This window comes from Acidovorax sp., from assembly GCF_034519795.1.
GTDB lineage: Bacteria > Pseudomonadota > Gammaproteobacteria > Burkholderiales > Burkholderiaceae_C > Acidovorax.
Genome location: NZ_JAXHOB010000020.1, coordinates 867,321 through 885,898 on the forward strand (window position 1 = coordinate 867,321; position 18,578 = coordinate 885,898).

General features: G+C 67.2%; 14 protein-coding genes and 1 pseudogene. 4 read left to right on the forward strand and 11 right to left on the reverse strand.

Annotation, left to right across the window (positions count from 1 at the left end):
* Positions 1-193: 193 nt before the first annotated feature.
* From hslU to U5N23_RS25305, 6 genes are all read right to left on the reverse strand, one after another.
* Positions 194-1,525 (reverse strand): ATP-dependent protease ATPase subunit HslU, encoded by a 1,332-nt coding sequence (hslU, locus tag U5N23_RS25280; RefSeq protein ID WP_322595444.1) that lies wholly within the window; start codon positions 1,523-1,525, stop codon positions 194-196.
* Between the two features lie 100 nt (positions 1,526-1,625).
* Positions 1,626-2,189, reverse strand: a complete 564-nt coding sequence (gene hslV, locus U5N23_RS25285) for an ATP-dependent protease subunit HslV (protein ID WP_322595445.1) — start codon at positions 2,187-2,189, stop codon at positions 1,626-1,628.
* Positions 2,190-2,267: 78 nt separating this feature from the next.
* Positions 2,268-3,986: an STAS domain-containing protein gene (locus U5N23_RS25290; protein ID WP_322595446.1), complete on the reverse strand. Its 1,719-nt coding sequence runs from the start codon at positions 3,984-3,986 to the stop codon at positions 2,268-2,270.
* Positions 3,987-4,039: 53 nt separating this feature from the next.
* Entirely contained in the window at positions 4,040-4,537 is a 498-nt protein-coding gene (dksA, locus tag U5N23_RS33180; protein ID WP_007857375.1) for an RNA polymerase-binding protein DksA, read from the reverse strand.
* A gap of 521 nt (positions 4,538-5,058) precedes the next feature.
* A complete protein-coding gene (locus U5N23_RS25300; protein ID WP_322595448.1) occupies positions 5,059-6,132 on the reverse strand; it encodes a GTP-binding protein in 1,074 nt (357 codons plus the stop codon).
* Between the two features lie 220 nt (positions 6,133-6,352).
* Positions 6,353-7,588: a class I SAM-dependent rRNA methyltransferase gene (locus tag U5N23_RS25305; protein ID WP_322595449.1), complete on the reverse strand. Its 1,236-nt coding sequence runs from the start codon at positions 7,586-7,588 to the stop codon at positions 6,353-6,355.
* 303 nt (positions 7,589-7,891) lie between these two features.
* On the opposite strand from U5N23_RS25305, the gene U5N23_RS25310 reads away from it, so the two are divergent.
* On the forward strand, positions 7,892-9,505 hold the full coding sequence (locus tag U5N23_RS25310) for a methyl-accepting chemotaxis protein (protein ID WP_322595450.1): 1,614 nt from the start codon (positions 7,892-7,894) through the stop codon (positions 9,503-9,505).
* 111 nt (positions 9,506-9,616) lie between these two features.
* Here the strand turns inward: U5N23_RS25310 and lepB are convergent, their stop codons facing one another.
* On the reverse strand, positions 9,617-10,282 hold the full coding sequence (lepB, locus tag U5N23_RS25315; RefSeq protein ID WP_322595451.1) for a signal peptidase I: 666 nt from the start codon (positions 10,280-10,282) through the stop codon (positions 9,617-9,619).
* Between the two features lie 290 nt (positions 10,283-10,572).
* Here lepB and U5N23_RS25320 point away from each other — a divergent pair, with 290 nt between their 5' ends.
* The gene (locus U5N23_RS25320) at positions 10,573-12,930 is read left to right on the forward strand and encodes a putative bifunctional diguanylate cyclase/phosphodiesterase (protein ID WP_322595452.1); all 2,358 of its coding nucleotides are present in this window, start codon (positions 10,573-10,575) and stop codon (positions 12,928-12,930) included.
* Between the two features lie 6 nt (positions 12,931-12,936).
* Here the strand turns inward: U5N23_RS25320 and U5N23_RS25325 are convergent, their stop codons facing one another.
* Genes U5N23_RS25325 through dapF form a run of 3 tightly spaced genes read right to left on the reverse strand, consistent with a single transcriptional unit; the run spans position 12,937 to position 15,537 of the window.
* The gene (locus tag U5N23_RS25325; RefSeq protein WP_416208664.1) at positions 12,937-13,941 is read right to left on the reverse strand and encodes a tyrosine recombinase XerC; all 1,005 of its coding nucleotides are present in this window, start codon (positions 13,939-13,941) and stop codon (positions 12,937-12,939) included.
* Between the two features lie 22 nt (positions 13,942-13,963).
* A complete protein-coding gene (locus tag U5N23_RS25330; RefSeq protein WP_322595453.1) occupies positions 13,964-14,662 on the reverse strand; it encodes a DUF484 family protein in 699 nt (232 codons plus the stop codon).
* Positions 14,659-15,537 carry a diaminopimelate epimerase gene (gene dapF / locus U5N23_RS25335; protein ID WP_322595454.1) on the reverse strand — a complete coding sequence of 293 codons (879 nt, stop codon included), beginning with the start codon at positions 15,535-15,537 and terminating at the stop codon, positions 14,659-14,661. Before dapF ends, U5N23_RS25330 begins: the two co-directional genes overlap by 4 nt.
* Positions 15,538-15,665: 128 nt before the next feature.
* Between dapF and U5N23_RS25340 the strand changes: the two genes are divergently transcribed.
* Positions 15,666-16,370 carry a glutathione S-transferase N-terminal domain-containing protein gene (locus U5N23_RS25340; protein WP_322595455.1) on the forward strand — a complete coding sequence of 235 codons (705 nt, stop codon included), beginning with the start codon at positions 15,666-15,668 and terminating at the stop codon, positions 16,368-16,370.
* Here the strand turns inward: U5N23_RS25340 and U5N23_RS25345 are convergent.
* Positions 16,367-17,251: a LysR family transcriptional regulator gene (locus tag U5N23_RS25345; RefSeq protein WP_322595456.1), complete on the reverse strand. Its 885-nt coding sequence runs from the start codon at positions 17,249-17,251 to the stop codon at positions 16,367-16,369. The genes U5N23_RS25340 and U5N23_RS25345 overlap by 4 nt on opposite strands.
* A gap of 115 nt (positions 17,252-17,366) precedes the next feature.
* On the opposite strand from U5N23_RS25345, the pseudogene U5N23_RS25350 reads away from it, so the two are divergent.
* Positions 17,367-18,569: pseudogene (locus tag U5N23_RS25350) on the forward strand (MFS transporter).
* Positions 18,570-18,578: the final 9 nt, after the last annotated feature.

Genomic DNA, 18,578 nt, shown 5'->3' on the forward strand with positions numbered 1-18,578 from the left:
CTTTTCACCACTTAATTGCACTTTTTTGCACTGTAGCAGGAAAAGCACACCGAGCAAGGGGGTGCACAACAAACTTTTGCAATGAAATCAAGGACTTAGGCGCGACTCCGAAGAAGCCAAACAAGCAAAAGTCGTTGAGAAAGAACCACTTACAGCAGCCTATGCAAGTGATACCTCAAGGCAGCGCCCAAGGTCACAGGATGTAGCGCGACAGATCCTCGTTCTGGCTCAGGGTTTGCAGCCGCGCATCCACATAGGCGGCGTCAATAACCACTGTCTGACCCGATAGTCGTGTTGCATCGAAGCTGACTTCGTCGAGCAGCCGCTCCATGACCGTGGACAGGCGCCGGGCGCCGATGTTCTCGGTGCGCTCGTTGACCTCGAAGGCGATGTGCGCCAGACGCGTGATGCCCTCTGGGGCGAACTCCAGCGTGACCCCCTCGGTGGCCAGCAGCGCCTGGTACTGCTTGACCAGGGAGGCATGGGTCTGCACGAGGATGGCTTCGAAGTCCTGTACCGACAGCGAGCCCAGCTCCACCCGGATCGGAAAGCGCCCCTGCAGTTCGGGAATCAGGTCGCTGGGCTTGGCCAGGTGAAAGGCCCCCGAGGCGATGAACAGGATGTGGTCGGTCTTGACCATGCCGTACTTGGTGGAGACCGTCGTGCCCTCCACCAGCGGCAGCAGGTCGCGCTGCACGCCCTGGCGCGAGACGTCGGCGCCGCTGCTTTCCTGGCGCGATGCCACCTTGTCGATCTCGTCGATGAAGACGATGCCGTTCTGTTCGGCGTTGGCGATCGCGCGGGTCTTGATCTCTTCCTCGTTGACGAGCTTGGCGGCTTCTTCCTCGATGAGCAGCTTGAGCGCCTCGGCAATCTTGAGCTTGCGCGTGCGCCGCTTGTCCTGGCCCATCTGGCTGAACATGCCGCGCAGTTGCTCGGTCATCTCCTCCATGCCCGAGGGCCCCATGATCTCCAGCGCCGGCCGGCTTTCGGCCACGTCGATCTCGATCTCCTTGTCGTCGAGCGATCCCTCGCGCAGCTTCTTGCGGAACACCTGGCGCGCCGTGCTGTCGGTGGCAGGGGGGGCTTCACTGCCAGCGGCCGAGCGGGCCACGGGGATCAGCACATCCAGGATGCGCTCCTCGGCCGCATCCTCGGCGCGCGTGCGCACCTTTCGGGTTTCGGCATCGCGGGTCTGCTTGACAGCGATCTCGGCCAGGTCGCGGATGATGGAATCCACGTCCTTGCCCACATAGCCCACCTCGGTGAACTTGGTGGCCTCGACCTTGATGAAAGGGGCATCGGCCAGGCGCGCCAGGCGCCGGGCGATCTCGGTCTTGCCCACGCCCGTGGGCCCGATCATGAGGATGTTCTTGGGGGTGATCTCGTGGCGCAGTGTGCCCTCGACCTGCTGGCGGCGCCAGCGGTTGCGCAACGCGATGGCCACGGCGCGCTTGGCGCTGGCCTGGCCGACGATGTGGTGGTCGAGTTCGGAGACGATTTCTTGGGGGGTCATGGACGACATGGGGATCCGCCTGGTAGCAAGGGAGGGACCGGCCACCACAGCACTCTGCGGCCGGCGCCATGGAAGGAAAAGCCCGAGGCGGGTGCGCCGGGCCAGGCACTCACAGCGTTTCGATGGTGTGGTGCATGTTGGTGTAGATGCACAGCTCACCCGCGATTTCGAGCGACTTCTTGACGATCTCCTGCGCAGGCAGATCGGTGTGGTTGAGCAGCGCCTTGGCGGCCGAGTGCGCGTAGGCCCCGCCTGAACCAATGGCGACGATGCCCTGCTCGGGCTCCAGCACGTCGCCGTTGCCGGTGATGATCAGCGAAGCCTCCAGGTCGGCCACGGCCAGCATGGCCTCCAGCCGGCGCAGCACGCGGTCGGTGCGCCAGTCCTTGGTCAGCTCGATGGCGGCGCGCACCAGATGGCCCTGGTGCTTGTCGAGCTTGGCTTCGAAGCGCTCGAACAGCGTGAACGCATCGGCCGTGGCACCGGCAAAGCCGGCCAGCACCTTGCCATGGTGCAGCTTGCGCACCTTGCGGGCCGAGCCTTTGACGACAATGTTGCCCAGGGTGACCTGGCCGTCGCCGCCGATGGCGACCTGCACGCCGTCAGGGGTCTGGCGGCGCACGCTGAGGATGGTGGTGCCGTGAAACACCGGATGGTTGTGAGAGGAGTCCATAGCTGGCGCAGATGGGGGCACCGGCACAGCTTTCAAGCCAGGGCAAGGCCCGCGCCGGGCGCGCACAGGCGGAGCGCGTCAGCTCTTGCGCGGAAGGACCCAGGCGTGCTCGTTGATGCCGATCACGTTGAAGAAGATGGCCACCAGGCGCTGCAGGTTGTGGAAATGCACTTCGTGGCCCTGCCCCTGCTGCTCTGCGGCCCAGTTGAGCACCGAGCCGGCAGCAGCAAAATCGACGCGGATCAGCTTGTCGCAGGACACCACCAGCGGCACCCCGGGGCGCATCAGCGCCTGGAAGGGCTCCAGCAGCGGCGTGGCATCCCCATCGATGTGGCCGCTGAGCGACGCCACAGGGGTAGTGTCCAGCGTGGCCGGGATGGACGCATCAAAGCCGAAATCCGACGCCAGCATGTCGCGCTCGGCCGGTGCCGCTGTCTGGCTGCTGGCTGCGGTGGCGTCATCCGAGTAACCCATCTTGGGCGCCACCCAGGACGGCGGCGATACCTCGTAGGTCACGCAGTAGTCGAGCGCCACCAGTTCGAACTCGTCAGGCCGGCCCATCAGGCGCAGCGCCGCCATGCGCAGGCGCCACCACTCGGGGCCCGAGGCCCGGTCGCCCGACTGGGTCATGCTCTCCATCAGGGAGGTGAGCCGGTCCACGCCCGAGAACACGAACTGGCCCGCACGGTCCGCCCATTTGGTGAACTGGTCGGCCAGCAGGGGCACTGCGGCATCGTCGATGCCGGCGATGCGCGTCCAGGCCAGGGTCCAGGGCGCGGCAGAGCGCTCGATGGAGGCCTGCAGCGCCGCGACTGACGATACCGTGAGCCGCGGAGGCGCATTCCAGCTGAAATCCCGGCGGGCCGCACCCGCTGCGGGCGCCTGCTCCTGCACCAGACCGAGCTGCTCGGGCATGGAGAACCACAAGGGCGCCGAGCGGCTGAAGCCGGCGGCAAAATCGATGGCCAGGGTGTCGAAGCGGTCGTGCTGGCCCGTCGCGCGGTACAGGTCGAACAGCGTCATCCAGATTTCCAGCTGCTGTGCCGGCTCGTCCTGCTGGTGCTGTGCCAGCACATCGAGCAAGCCGGACTCCGCCCCCGCATGATCGCCGTTGGCGAAGCGGATGGCGGCTTCTTCAAGGTCGGGTTCGTGCACGAATTCCTCCGGTGCGGATGCGGTTTCGGGCGTTGGTGCCGGACTCGGGTCAAACGATGCCAGTACGTCCTGCCGCGGCGGCTCCCCCCGCATGGTCGCATCGGTGCCGCCAAACTTGCCGATCGCCATGCTGTCGTCGTCAAAAAGGGGCTTGACCGCAGGGGCTGCGCCAATGGGCGCGGCCAGGCTGACGGGGGCCGTAGGGGCAAAGGCGCGGGCGGCGGCCTCGTCCTCCCCGCGAAAATCCGCAGGCTGGGTGGGCGCATCGCCATTGGCCTTGCTCTTCCACCACTGCTGCGACATCTGCGCCTCGATCTCGTCGATCTTCTTGAGCGTCACTGCGCGCTCGTCGGGCGAGGCCATGCTGCTCTGGAAGAACGAGGGGCGCGCGGTGGGGTCCTCGGTGCGCTGGCCCTGCAGCACCTCGCGCTGGCGCAGCTTGCGCAGTTGGTCGAACTCGCGGCGGCGCACGAAATCGTTGCGGCGTTTGCGCTCGATCATCTCCTTGAGCATCTGCTTGCTGTACTGGCTCTCCCGGTCGTCCTGGAGCGAGTCGAGCTCGGTCCAGTTCGTTGTCGGGTTGCGCACAAACCGCACCATTTTGGACAGCAGGCCGCCGGGCGTGGTTTCTTCCTTGCTCATGGGATAGGCGAAAGAGGGTGCGTGCGCAGGAGTGTGTTCAGGCCGGTCAGACTTCAGTCACCAAACATTTTCTGCTTGAGTTCACGGCGTTGCTGCGCTTCGAGCGACAGCGTGGCCGTGGGGCGGGCGATCAGGCGGCCGACGCCGATGGGCTCGCCGGTCTCGTCGCAGTAGCCGTAGTCGCCTGCGTCGATGCGGGCGATGGACTGCTCGATCTTCTTGAGCAGCTTGCGCTCGCGGTCGCGCGTGCGCAGCTCCAGGGCGTGCTCTTCCTCGATGGTGGCGCGGTCGGCCGGGTCCGGCACCACCACGGTGTCTTCACGCAGGTGCTCGGTGGTTTCACCGGCACTGTTGTGGATGTCCTGCTTGAGCTGGACCAGCTTCAGGCGAAAGAACGCCATCTGCTTGTCGTTCATGTATTCGCTGTCAGGCATGGCCAGGACTTCAGCGTCGGTCAGCTCCTGGGCCGTCTTGGCTTTCCAGTTGTTGGCCAGCTTGGGGTCTTTTTTGGCAGCAGTGAAAGTGGGATGCACTTGCGCGGTCGTGGGCATGGTCTGTTGGTAGCTGGCTTTGGCAGCGGTGGAAGCCGTTGCCTGTGCCATGGATGGTACGGTCAATTGGGCCAATCGGGAAGAAGGCCGGGTCGTGCGCACGGGTACATGGGATCCCGCCTGAAGAACAGGTTCGGGGGCGACGGGTACCGGGGCGGCTGTCACCTTGGGAGCAGCCTTGGCAGGGGCCTTTGCAGCAGCTTTGGCTGCCGCTGGGGCGGCAGCACTTTTACCCGCGTTCGGGGCTGCTTTCGCAGCCGCCTTGGATTTGCTGGTTTCGGCTTTCACTTCCTGGTCTCCTCGCTATACGGGCGGGCCCAGGCTGCGCTGGCAGCCAAGGGCGGATGGCAAGCCTTCCGGGGTTTTACCGGGGCGCGATTGTATCGACCTGGGCTGACGCAAACGGAAACGTTGCAGATACGACACAACTTGCCACCCATATCACCCCATCCAGAGGGAAATCCGGGGCGTCGGGGGACCGCGACAGTCTTTGACAATCCCGCGCCCACCGCCACGCCCGGTCAGACCAGGCTCTGTTCCAACCCCTGCAGGAGGATGTCCTTGGGCAGGTCGATGCCGATGAAGACCATCTTGCTCAGGCGCTCCTCGCCCTCGGCCCACTGCGGCCCCAGGTCGCTGCCCATGAGCTGGTGCACGCCCTGGAAGATCACCTTGCGCTCGGTGCCCTTCATGTACAGCACGCCCTTGTAGCGCAGCATGCGCGGACCGTAGATGTTGACGATGGCGCCCAGGAAGTCCTCGAGCTTGGCCGGGTCGAACGGACGCGTCGAGCGAAAGACGAAACTCTTGACGTCGTCATCGTGGTGATGGTGGTGGCCGTGGCCGCCGCCGTGCTGGTGCGAAGGATGGTCGCAGTGCTCACCGTGTTCATGGTCATGGTGGCCATGGCCATGGTCGTGGTGGTCGTGAGCCCCTTCTTCCTTGAGGAAGTCGGGGTCGATGTCGAGCTTGGCATTGAGGTTGAAGCCGCGCAGGTCCAGCACCTCCTTGAGCGGCACTTCGCCGAAGTGCACGGCCTTGATGGGCGCGCGCGGGTTCATGTGCTTGAGGCGATGGATCAGGGCATCGGTCTCTTCGGCGCTCACCAGGTCGGTCTTGGACAGGAAGATCTGGTCGGCAAAACCCACCTGGCGGCGTGCCTCCTGGCGGTCGTTGAGCTGTTGGGGCGCGTGCTTGGCATCCACCAGCGTGACGATGGAGTCGATGAGGTAGGTCTCGGCGATCTCCTCGTCCATGAAGAAGGTCTGCGCCACGGGGCCAGGGTCGGCCAGTCCGGTGGTCTCGATCACGATGCGGTCGAAGTCGAGCAGCCCCTTGCGCTTCTTGGCAGCCAGCAGCTGCAGCGTCTCGCGCAGATCCTCGCGGATGGTGCAGCAGATGCAGCCATTGCTCATCTGCACGATCTGCTCCTTGGACTCGGTCACCAGGATGTCGTTGTCGATGTTCTCTTCGCCGAACTCGTTTTCGATCACGGCGATCTTCTGGCCGTGGGCTTCGCTGAGCAGGCGCTTGAGCAGGGTGGTCTTGCCCGAGCCCAGGAAGCCGGTGAGGATGGTCGCAGGAATGAGGGACATGAAAAAAAGCCTAGAAAAGGATACGGGTGCCAGGGGGACAACTTGCGGAAGTTTAGCCACGAAATCAAGACCACGCCGCCCCTGCGCTCCGACGGACCCACCTACTTTTCACCGAATATCATATGTCACGACTGAATTCTCAGCTATCAGTAGGAGAGCAAAAAACGCATTCCTTGATGTAAGGAAGTTGCGTTAGCGCCCGGGCACGCAGCACTGCGCTTCAGGATTTGCGCATCACCACCAGCCCCTTGAGGTACTCGCCCTCCGGGAACTCCAGCGTCATCGGGTGGTCGGGCGCACCCGCCAGGCGCTCGACGATGTAGCCGTCCACCCCGGCATCGGCACCGGCCGAGGCCACGATCTTGTGGAACAGGTCGGCGCTGATGCCGCCCGAGCACGAGAAGGTGAACAGCACGCCGCCGGGCGTGAGCAGTTGCAGCGCCAGGCGGTTGATGTCCTTGTAGGCGCGCGCGGCACGCTCGGCATGCGCGGCGGTGGGCGCGAACTTGGGCGGGTCGAGCACGATGGCGTCAAAGCGCTGCCCTTCCTTGAGGAACTGGCGCAGCGAGGCATTCACATCGGCATCGAGAAAACTCGCACGGTTCACGTCGAAGCCGTTGAGCGCCACGTGGGCGCGCGCCCGCTCCAGCGCGGGGCCGGACGAGTCGATGGAAGTCACGTGCCCGCCGCCCGGGCCGCCCGCCGCCTCGGCCGCACGCATGCCGGCCAGGGCCGCCACGCTGAAGCCCCCGGTGTAGCAAAAGCAGTTGAGCACATGCTGGAAGCCCAGGCGGCGCGCATAGTCGGCAAAGCGCTTGCGGCTGTCGCGCTGGTCCAGGTAGAAGCCGGTCTTGTGGCCTTCGGCGATGTTCAGCGTGAGCTGCCACTGGTGCTCGTGGATGGTCAGCTCCACGGGCGGCGCCTCGGCACCCGCCACCGGGCCTCCACGCAGCCAGCCCGTGGCGGGCTCCAGCCCCTCCAGGGTGCGCACGCTCGCATCCGAGCGCTCGTACAGCCGGGCCAGGCCGGTTTCGCGCAGCAAGGCATCCGCGATCACACCTTTCCAGCGCTCGGTGCCGGCGCTGGTGAACTGCGCCACCAGCGTGTCGCCGTAGCGGTCCACGATCAGTCCCGGCAGGCCGTCGGACTCGCCATGCACCAGGCGGATGCCGTCGCTCTGCACGTCAAACCGGGCGCGGGCGATGATGGCGCGCGCGCAGGCCGCGATGAAGAAGGGCTCGTCGATGCGCTGCGCCTCGTCGAAGCTCCATACCCGGGCGCGGATGCGCGAACTGGGGCTGAACGCGGCCCAGGCCAGGAACTGGCCCTCGTGCGACTCGACACGCACCGTCTCACCGCTGTCGCCGCCGCCCTTGGCGATGGCCGACTCGAAGATCCAGGGATGGCGGCGCAGGAGCGAGCGCTCCTTGCCAGGGCGAAGGCGAAGGGTTTTCATGGGCCCGATTGTGCCGGCTGGGGCCCGCACCGCGCACCACATCCCGCCGCCCACCCCGTTCACAACGCTGCGCGCCCCGATACCGCTGTATGGGACACAAGAAACAAGCTCCCGCCCCGTGGGACTCTCACCCGAAAGGGTGGCCAATTTCCTTTCGCCAGCAAAGACCTTCAGTGGTACAAAACCCCGACGTTTCCACCGGAGCCTCTCTGCACCGCCCCACTCCACGCGACGCAGCCCCCCTTGTCCACGCTGCGCACCGCACCCGCTCCGGAACTCCGATCCACCCACCGGTCCGATGCCATGAACCTCCACCAGATGAAAGTGTCCACCCGCCTGTCGCTGCTGCTGGTGGTGCTGTGCGCCCTGACCGTCGTGATCGGCTGCGCCGGCCTGATGGGCATGCAACGGTCCAATGCCGGCCTCGACACGGTCTACCAGGACCGTGTGGTCCCCCTCAAGCAGATCAAGCTCGTGTCGGACGCCTATGCGGTCAACATCGTGGATACGGCGCACAAGGTCCGTGACGGCGCGCTGACGGCCCAGCAGGGCCTCGATTCGATTGGCAAGGCGACCCAGGACATCAACGAGCACTGGAGTGCCTACCTCGCCACCAGCCTCGTGCCCCAGGAAACGCGCCTGGTCGAGCAGTTCCGGCAGCTGCAGCCCACGGCGGACGCGGCCGTCGCCGCCCTGAAGGCCCACCTCCAGCGTGGCGATACAGCGGCCCTGGCCGCGTTTGCCGCCAGGGACATGTACCCCGCGCTGGATCCATTGCAGAACGTGCTCGGGGACCTGGTGCAGGTGCAGCTCGATACCGCGCGCAACGAATACGAGCGCGCCGTGGAGTCCTACCGCGGCACCTGGCTTTTCGTGGCCAGCGCGATTGCCATGGGCCTGGCCTTCACCCTGGTGTTCGGCTACCTGGTGACACGCAGCATCATCCGCCAGCTGGGCGCCGAGCCCAGCGCCGCTGTCCATCTGGCGCGCAGCGTGGCGCACGGCGACCTCACGGTGCCCATCGCGCTCAGGAGCGGAGACACCAGCAGTCTGATGGCACAGCTCAAACGCATGCAGGAGAGCCTGGCGGCCATGGTCTCCCTGGTGCACCAAAGCTCTGAAAGCGTGGCCAGTGCGGCCGAGCAGATAGCCCAGGGAAACACCGCGCTCTCTTCACGCACGGAAGAACAGGCCAGCGCCCTCGAAGAGACGGCGGCATCCATGCAGGAGCTGAACAGCGCCGTGCGCCAGAACGCCGACAGCGCCCGCCAGGCCAACGAACTGGCGCTCTGCGCCTCCACCGTGGCACGCCAGGGCGGTGCCGTGGTCGCGGAAGTGGTGGACACCATGAAACGCATCAATGAAAGCTCGGCGCAGATCGCCGACATCATCGGCGTGATCGACTCGATCGCCTTTCAGACCAACATCCTGGCTCTCAATGCTGCGGTGGAGGCCGCCCGCGCGGGCGAACAGGGCCGGGGCTTTGCCGTGGTGGCCACGGAAGTGCGCAACCTCGCGGGCCGTGCCGCAGCGGCTGCGCACGAGATCAAGGCCCTGATCGGTGCCAGCGTGGAGCGTGTCGAAATCGGTACGGCGCTGGTGGATCGTGCGGGCCAGACCATGGGCGAGGTGGTCGACTCCATCCGCCAGGTCACCGACATCATGGGAGAGATCAGTGCGGCCAGCGGCGAGCAAAGCACGGGTGTCGACCAGATCCAAGAGGCGGTGACGCAGATAGACCAGGTCACCCAGCAAAATGCCGCGCTGGTCGAGGAAATGGCCGCTGCCGCAGCCGGGCTGAGCCACCAGGCCCACGGGCTGGTGGCGACAGTGGCGGTCTTTCGGTTGCCGGGAATGCCCCCGCCGAGTTTGGCGCTGGCTGACCAAGGCCTTCGCCCAGCGCTTCTGAACGGCTGATCTGAACGGCGAGTGCCTGCGGGCTGCGAGCCCGAAGCCCGGTGCGGGCAAGCAACAGGACGAAGCGGCACGCATGCGCGCCCTCGGCTCAAAGATCGTTTCTGCGGCCCGTCAAAGCGCCTGGCCGAACCGCTCGAAACGCGGCATGAAATAGCGGTCGGTATCGGCCGACACCAGCACACCGAGCGCCCGGCCGATCAGCAGGTGGCGCGGCACCAGACCGATGTAGCGCGAATCGGCGCTGTTGTCGCGGTTGTCCCCCAGTACCAGGTACTCGCCCGCAGGCACTGTCACGGGGTCAAAACTGCTGCGCGCCGTCACGCCGTGCAGCCACTGCACCCGGCGCTCATGGCCCTGCACCTGCTCCGTCAGGCGGGTGGCGTCGACGGTGCGGCCCAGGCCCACGGCCTCCTGCAGCGCCTGCGGTGCGTCGTAGCGGGCAGCTTCGCCGTTGATGATGAGCACTTCGTCGCGCATCTCCACCGTATCGCCGGGTACCGCCACCAGGCGCTTGATGAGGCGCGTGCCGTCCAGCGGCGAAGAAAAGGTCACCACGTCGCCGCGCTGCGGCTCGCCCAGCGGCGCCAGCACCACGTCGGTCAGGGGAATCTTCACGTTGTAGGCCAGGCGGTTGACGAACACCACGTCGCCCTCGACCAGGTTGGGCCGCATCGAGCCTGATGGAATGGGATTCCAGTCCGCCACGGCCGTGCGGAACAGGCCGAAGCACACCAGCAGCACCAGAAATCCCTTGTTGGCCTTGATCCAGCGTCGCATCGATTCTTCTCCTCGGGTTGTCTCTTGAGCGGCTTTTCGTGTGGCCCTGCGCTGCACGGCCACAGCGCTCGGAGCCCACCAAGGCGCCAAAGGTTCCCGGCCGGCCATGCAACCGCAGCCCGCACGCCGTGCGGTCGGCACAACGGAGCGCTGCGGCCCCTGGTTTGACCCCTGGGCAGGCACGCAGCCGAGGGTGCACAATGGTTGCAAAGTGTGTTTTGCCGAAACCTGTGTGATGACGCAGCCGCCAAGCCCAGAGGGCCGGCGGCTACCCCAACGGACCCGCCTGCATGGCAGAACCCCGCCTTTTGACACTCCTGCCCACGCGCGTGCAGCAATGGCTGGCCCCCTACGAGGCCGATGAACCGCTGGCCGCGAGCTTTCGCGCCCAGCAGCTGCAGGCCATGCTGCGCCTGACCCCGCTGGCCATGGCTGTCAACGTCTTCAACGGGTGCTTCATCACCTGGCGCCTGGCCACGGTGCCCCCCTGGCTCTGGGCCTGGATGCTGGCACTGCTGTTTGTGGCGGCGCAGGGACTGCGTGCCTGGCAGCGCGCACGCAACCACCCTCCCCGACTGCTGGCCTCGAAGAAGGCGATCCAGCGCGCTGCCCGGCACGCGGGCGTGCTGGGCCTGCTGTGGGGCGCCATACCCGCGGCGCTCTTCGCCTCGGCCACGGCGCCAGACCAGATGATGATCCTGGCGATCAGCTGCGGAATGATCTGCGCGGGGGGCTTTGCGCTGGTGACGGTGCCCGAGGCGGCCCTGAGCTATGTGCTGCTGCTTGCCGGCGGCTCGGCCGTGGGGCTGGCACGGGCGGCAGACCAGCCAGGCACGGTGACGCTGCTGGTGCTGCTGGTGACCTATGGCCTGGTGGTGATCGCCTCGGTGCGCGTGATGGCCCGCTCCTATGGCTCGCGCTTGACGGCCGAGGCCGATGCGGCCCACCAGCAACAGATCGTGGGCCTGCTGCTGCGCGATTTCGAGGAGAACACCAGCGACTTCCTCTGGGAGGTTTCCAGCGAAGGCACGCTGCGCCACTCTTCCAACCGCCTGGACCAGGCGCTGTGCTACAGCCGCCAGGACGACCCCGACCTGGGCCTGGTGGAGCTGATCGCCCGCACCCACCAGGGCGCCACCCATGGCGTGGACCCGGCCAGCTACCTCCAGGCGCTGCACAAGGCCCTGGAAGGGCCGCAGCCCTTCCGCGACCTGCTGGTCCCCCTGGTGATCGGCGGCCAGTTGCGCTGGTGGGCGCTCACCGCCAAGCCCATCTGGCGCCTGGACCAGACGCTGCAGGACTGGCGCGGCGTGGGCGTGGACATCACCCACAAGAAGCATGCCGAGGACGAGATGCACCGCCTGGCGCATTTCGACGTGCTGACCGGGCTGGCCAACCGGCGCCACTTCCAGCACCGCCTGCAGCAGCATTGCGCGCTGGACAGCACTGGCGCCGGCGCGGCCGCCCTGCTGTGCCTGGACATGGACAACTTCAAGCGCGTCAACGATGCCTACGGCCACGGCAACGGCGACCTGCTGCTCAAGACCGTGGCGCAGCGCATGGCGCAGCAGGTGCGCAGCCGCGACCTGGTGGCCCGCCTGGGCGGGGACGAGTTCGCCATCCTGCTGGACGGCGCCAGCATGCGTGCCGAGGTGCAGGTGTTCTGCGAACGCCTGCTGCGCGCCATCGAGCAGCCCTGCGATCTCTCGGGCCTGGCGATCTCGCCGCACCTGAGCATCGGCGTCGCCTTCCTGCCGCACGACGGCAACCACGTGGACGCCCTGCTGCACCATGCCGACCTGGCCCTGTACGAAGCCAAGCAGCGCGGGCGCGGACAGGTGCAGTTCTTTTCCATCGAGATGGACCAGCGCGCCCACCGGCGCATCGCACTCGAAGACGGCCTGCGCACGGCCCTGGCCCAGGGCGAGCTGCACCTGGCCTTCCAGCCGCAATGGCACCTGGCCTCGGGCCGCATCGCGGGGCTGGAAGCCCTGCTGCGCTGGAACAGCGCGCGTTTTGGCAGCGTATCGCCCGTGGAATTCATCCCGGTGGCCGAAGAGGCCGGGTTGATCCGCGACATCGGTCTGTGGGTACTGGAGCATGCCTGCCAGGCCGCACGCCAATTGCCGGGCGACCTGGTGATGTCGGTCAATCTCTCGGTGTGCCAGTTCGACGATGCCCTGCTGGCCGACAAGATCCTCGCCGTGGTGGAGCGTTGCGGCCTGCCCCCGGGGCGGCTGGAGCTGGAGATCACCGAGTCGGTCTTCCTGCAGGACACCGACGACGTGATGACCACGCTGCACCAGCTGCGCCATGCGGGTGTGCGCATTGCGCTGGACGACTTCGGCACGGGCTACTCCTCCCTGGCCTACCTGCGCAGCTTCCCGTTCGACCGGTTGAAGATCGACCGCTCCTTCATCGCCCCCATCGAGGGCAGCCCCGAGTCGGAGGCCATCGTGCATTCGGTGATCGAACTGGCGCAGGCCCTGCACATGGAAACCACGGCCGAGGGCATCGAGACCGCCGAGCAGGCCCAACTGCTGCAGGGCCTGGGCTGCGTGACGGGCCAGGGCTACTACTTTGCCCGGCCGCTGGACCTGGCGGCGGTCACGGCCTTCATTGCAGCGCAGACTGCGGCGCTCACCTGACCCGTTCTATTCAGCGCCCGAGCCAGGTTTGCGCCGTGCCCGGGGATGCGCCGCGTCGTACACCTTGGCCAGGTGCTGGAAATCCAGGCGCGTGTAGACCTGCGTGGTGGTGATGTTGGCGTGGCCGAGCAATTCCTGCACGGCGCGCAGGTCGCCGCTGGACTGCAGCAGGTGGCTGGCGAACGAGTGGCGCAGCATGTGCGGGTGCACCGGCGTGGTCAGCCCCGCCTGCTGGCTGCGCTGGCGCAGGCGCAGCCAGATGGACTGCGCCGTGAGCCGTGCGCCGCGCTGGCCCAGGAACAGCGCGGCATCCATGCGCGCCGAGCCCTCGCCGCCGAACGGGCCGGCACGCAGCGCCAGCCAGGCCGAGAGCGCCTCGGTCGCGGATTTTCCCACCGGCACGCTGCGCCGCTTGCTGCCCTTGCCGAACACATGGGCCTCGCCGGCCTGCAGGTCGATCCAGCCGCGGCCCTGGCGCTGGGTTTCTGCGCTGGGCACGGCATCGAGCCCCGCGAGTTCGCCCACCCGCAGGCCGCAGCCGTAAAGCAGCTCCACCATGGCTGCATCGCGCGCCTCCAGCCAGGGGTCGGCGCCGGTGTTGTCGAACTCGGCCAGGCGCACGGCATCGTCCACGCCCAGAGCCTTGGGCAGGGGCTTAGGCGCCTTGGGGGCGCGCACATCCTGCACCGGGTTGTGTGGCACCAGGCCCTGGCGCCCGGCCCAGATGAAGAAGCCGCGCCAGCCCGAGAGGATGAGCGCAATGCCGCGCCCGCTGCGCCCGCCGCTGTGCATCTGTGCGACGAAGCGGCGGATGTGCGCCGTCTGCAGCTGCAAGAGCGGCACGCCCACGCCTGCGGCCAACTGCGCCAGCTTTTCGAGGTCCAGCGTGTAGAGCGTGAGCGTGCGCGCCGCCAGGCGCTTTTCCACGCGCACATGCTCCAGGTAGCGCAGCACCAGTGGATCTGGCGCCGGGGTGCCGGCGCCAGGGGGGATGGATGCGGCGGTGGTCACGTGAACTCGTCCGCCGGGCCGGTCAGCGCAGGCGCACCAGCGCCGAGCTGGCCAGCTCGGCAATGCGCGAGAGGAAATCGGTGCCCATGGTGGCATCGAAGCGCTGGGGGTCGTGCGAGCCCAGTACCAGCAGGCCAAAGGCCGGCGTGGCGCTGTCGATCGCGCCCTGGCGCAGCGGCAGCAGGGCCAGCGACTGGGCCTGCACGCCATCGATCGCGCTGAGCCAGCCGGCGGGCTCGAAGCCCAGGTTGGGGCCGCAGAACGGCATGGTCAGCGACGAGGCGAAGGCCCGCGCGTCCTCGCTGGCCCCCTGGGCGAAATCGGCATCCACATACGGGCCGGCCACTTCCCACACGCGCACCGTGGCCTGGGGCACGTCGAACAGGGTGCGGATGCCTTCCACCACCGCCTCGGGCAGGTCGAAGGGGTCCTTGACCTGCAGCAGCGCACTGGTCCACTGGTGCACCTTGGCCGCAATGGCGGTGTTCTCGCCGCTGTTGCGCACCATGTCCATCACGCGGTGCTCCAGGCCCTTGATCTTCTCGCGCAGCATCTCGGCCTGGCGCTCCTGCAGGCTCACGGCGCGGGCGCCGTGGGGGCTGGTGATCTGCACGCTGGCCAGCACCTCGGCGTGGCGCTCGAAGAAGCCGGGCGTGTTCTCCAGGAAGCGGGCGATGTCGTCTTCGGTGATGGGCGGGATATGGGTGCTGGGATTGGTCATGCTGCGTCCGGAATGTCGATCTGGCCTTCGAATACGGTGGTGGCCGGGCCGGTCATGAAAAGGGAATCGGTGCCCTCGCCGCTCCAGGCGATGGTCAGGCGCCCGCCGTGCATGTCCACATGCACTTCGCGGTCGAGCAAGCCCAGGCGAATGCCGGCGGCCACGGCCGCACAGGCACCCGAGCCGCAGGCCAGGGTCTCGCCCGTGCCGCGCTCGAACACGCGCAGGCGCACATGGCCGCGGTCCACGATCTGCATGAAGCCCGCGTTCACGCGCTCCGGAAAGCGCGCATGGCTCTCGATCAGCGGGCCCCACAGCCCCACCGGGGCCGTGTCCACGCTGTCCACCAGTTGCACCGCATGCGGGTTGCCCATGGAGACCACGGCCACCGGCACGGTGACCGGGATGCCCTGCACATCGAACGCCAGGGGCCAGGTGCGGCCGTTGCCCTGCACCGTGGGGGCGAGGGCTGTGGCATCGAAGGGCACGCGGGGCTCGTCGAGCACCGGCACGCCCATGTCCACCGTGACCCGGCCGTCGGCATTGAGTTTTGGCGAGAGCACACCGCTCAGGGTCTGCACGCGGATGGTGTCCTTGGTGGTCAGGCCCTTGTCGTAAACGTAGCGCGCAAAGCAGCGCGAGCCATTGCCGCACTGGCCCACCTCGCCGCCATCGGCGTTGTGGATCACGTATTCGAAGTCGATGCCCGCGGCGGGCGAGGGCCGCACGGTGAGGATCTGGTCGGCGCCCACGCCGAAATGGCGGTCCGCCAGGTAGCGGTACTGGCCGGTGGTGAGGTTCAGGCGCGCCTGGGTCTCGTCGAGCACGACGAAGTCGTTGCCCGCGCCCTGCATTTTGGTGAAGTGGATCTTCATGCCCCGGATTATCGTCGCTGGCGGGGCGGCCCTGCCAACCACCGTGGCAATGGCAATGCCCCCATCCAGCACAGGGCGGCCAAGCGGTTTAGGCTAACGCGTCTTTGAAAACAACGAACGAGGAGCCCATGGCAGACATTTCCGCTTTCCCCATCACCCGCAAGTGGCCGGCCCAGCACCCCGACCGCATCCAGCTGTACTCCCTGCCCACGCCCAACGGCGTGAAGGCCTCGATCGCACTCGAAGAACTGGGCCTGCCCTACGAGCCGCACCTGGTGAGCTTCGAGACCAACGACCAGACCTCGCCCGAGTTCCTGTCGCTCAACCCCAACAACAAGATCCCCGCCATCCTCGACCCCGACGGCCCTGGCGGCAAGCCACTGGCGCTGTTCGAGTCCGGTGCCATCCTCATCTACCTGGCTGACAAGACCGGCCAACTGGTGCCCCAGGACGCGGCGGCCCGCTACCAGACCCTGCAGTGGGTGATGTGGCAGATGGGCGGCCTGGGCCCGATGTTCGGCCAGCTCGGCTTCTTCCACAAGTTCGCCGGCAGGGACTACGAAGACAAGCGCCCGCGCGACCGCTATGTGGCCGAGTCCAAGCGCCTGCTCGGCGTGCTGGACCAGCGCCTGGCCGGCCGCCAGTGGGTGATGGGCGACACCTACACCATTGCCGACATCGCCATCCTGCCCTGGGTGCGCAACCTGGTGGGCTTCTACGGCGCGGGCGAGCTGGTGGAGTTCGACCAGTTCAAGGAAGTCCAGCGCGTGCTGGACGCGTTCGTGGCGCGCCCGGCGGTCGCTAAGGGCTTGAACATCCCCGCGCGCGGCTAAGCCATCCTCTCCTGGAGAAAGTCCAGGAAGCACGCAATGCGCGCCGCCAGCTGCGTGTTGCGGTAATACACCGCGTTGATGGGCTGGCGCACGTCCACCGTGTCGCGCGCCAGCACCTGCACCAGGCGGCCGGCCTCGCGGTCGCCTGCGGTCATGAAATCCGACAGGCACACCAGCCCCACATGTTCCAGCGCCAGCTGGCGCAATGTTTCGCCGCTCGACGCCGTGAGGCTGGGCACGATCCGCCATTCGTCTCCGTGCGTGCCGCGCAGCGGCCAGCGGTTGAGCGACTCGGGTTCGTTGAAGCCCAGCAGCGTGTGCCCGGCCAGGTCGGCCACGCCCTTGGGCTTGCCGGCGCGCGCCAGGTACTCCGGGCTGGCCAGCACGCGCAGGCGGCTGGTGCACAGGGGGCGCGCATGCAAGGTCGAGTCCTGCAGCCGGCCTATGCGGATGGCCACGTCCGTGCGCTGCTCCAGCAGGTCGATGTACATCTCGTCCGTATTGAGCTCCAGCGTGATCTGCGGATAGGCCGCACGGAACGCCGGCACCAGCGGCACCACGGCGTGCAGCATGAAGGGCGTGGCCGCATTCACGCGCAGCCGGCCGGCGGGCTGCTGGCGCCGCGCGGCCATGTGTTCCTCGGCATCGTCGATGGACGCCAGGATGGCGCGCGTGCGCTGCAGAAAGGCCTGCCCCTCCTCGGTCAGCTCGGTGCGCCGCGTGGTGCGGCGCAGCAGCGTGGTATCGAGCTTCCTTTCCAGGCGCCCAAGGGCTCGGCTGATGCCCGAGACCGTCTGGCCCAGTTGGTCGGCGGCAGCGGTGATCGAGCCGCCATCGACCACGGCGACAAAGGCCTGCAGCTCTTCCAGGGTGGTTTTCATGGGCCTATCCAATCCTTGATTGTTGATTCACAGTCAACTATCTATCGAGCGTAACCGTCTTTTTCTGCAAGACTGAAAAAACCACACTCCTTCCCATTGCCACAGGAGTGTTTCCATGCCCATTGCCTTGCTCGCGCTGACGCTCAGCGCATTCGCCATCGGCACGACCGAGTTCGTGATCGTTGGCCTGCTGCCCACCGTGGCGGCCGACCTGTCCATCAGCATCCCCTCGGCGGGCCTGCTGGTGAGCCTGTATGCCCTGGGGGTCGCCATTGGCGCCCCGGTGCTCACCGCGCTGACCGGCAAGCTGCCGCGCAAGGCGCTGCTGCTGTCGCTGATGGCCTTGTTCACCGCCGGCAACCTGCTGGCCTGGCAGGCACCGAGCTACGAATCGCTGGTGGCCGCGCGCATCCTCACCGGCCTGGCGCACGGGGTGTTCTTCTCCATCGGCTCGACCATCGCCACGGGCCTGGTCCCGCGCGAGAAGGCCGCCAGCGCCATTGCCATCATGTTCACCGGCCTCACCGTGGCGCTGGTCACCGGGGTGCCGCTGGGCACCTTCATCGGCCAGCACTTCGGCTGGCGCGAGACCTTTTTGGCCGTCTCGGCCCTGGGCGTGGTCGCCTTCATCGGCAGCGCACTCTTCGTGCCGCGCAACATCGCCCACACGCCACCCGCCTAGCTGCTGCAGCAGGCCAAGGTGCTGGCCGAGCCGCGCCTGCTGCTGGTGTATGCCAAGACGGCCATCGGCTACGGCGGCACCTTCATCCCCTTCACCTTCCTGGCACCCATCCTCACCGACATATCGGGGTTCAGCGCCGGCGCGGTGGGCTGGGTGATGCTGGTCTATGGCGTGTCGGTGGCCGTGGGCAACCTCTGGGGCGGCCGGCTGGCCGACCGGCTGGGCCCCATCCCTGCGCTGCGCATCGTGTTCGCCCTGCTGGCCGCCGTGCTGCTGCTGCTGCAGTTCACCGCACCGCACCCCTGGCTGGCGCTGGTGACCGTGCTGCTCTGGGGCGCCGTGGCCTTCGGCAATGTCCCGGGGCTGCAGGTCTACGTGGTCAAGCAGGCCGAGCGTTTCACGCCCCAGGCGGTGGACGTGGCCTCGGGCCTGAACATCGCCGCCTTCAACCTGGGCATCGCCGGTGCCGCCTGGGCCGGTGGCCTGATCGTGACGCACCTGGGCCTGATGCACACGCCCTGGATCGGCGCCGTGGTGGTACTGGGCTCCCTGGCCCTGACGCACTACAGCGGCGTGCTGGACCGGCGTGCCGGCATCCCCGTGCGCTCCAGTGGCCCGGTCCCCGTCGGCCACTGATCACCCACT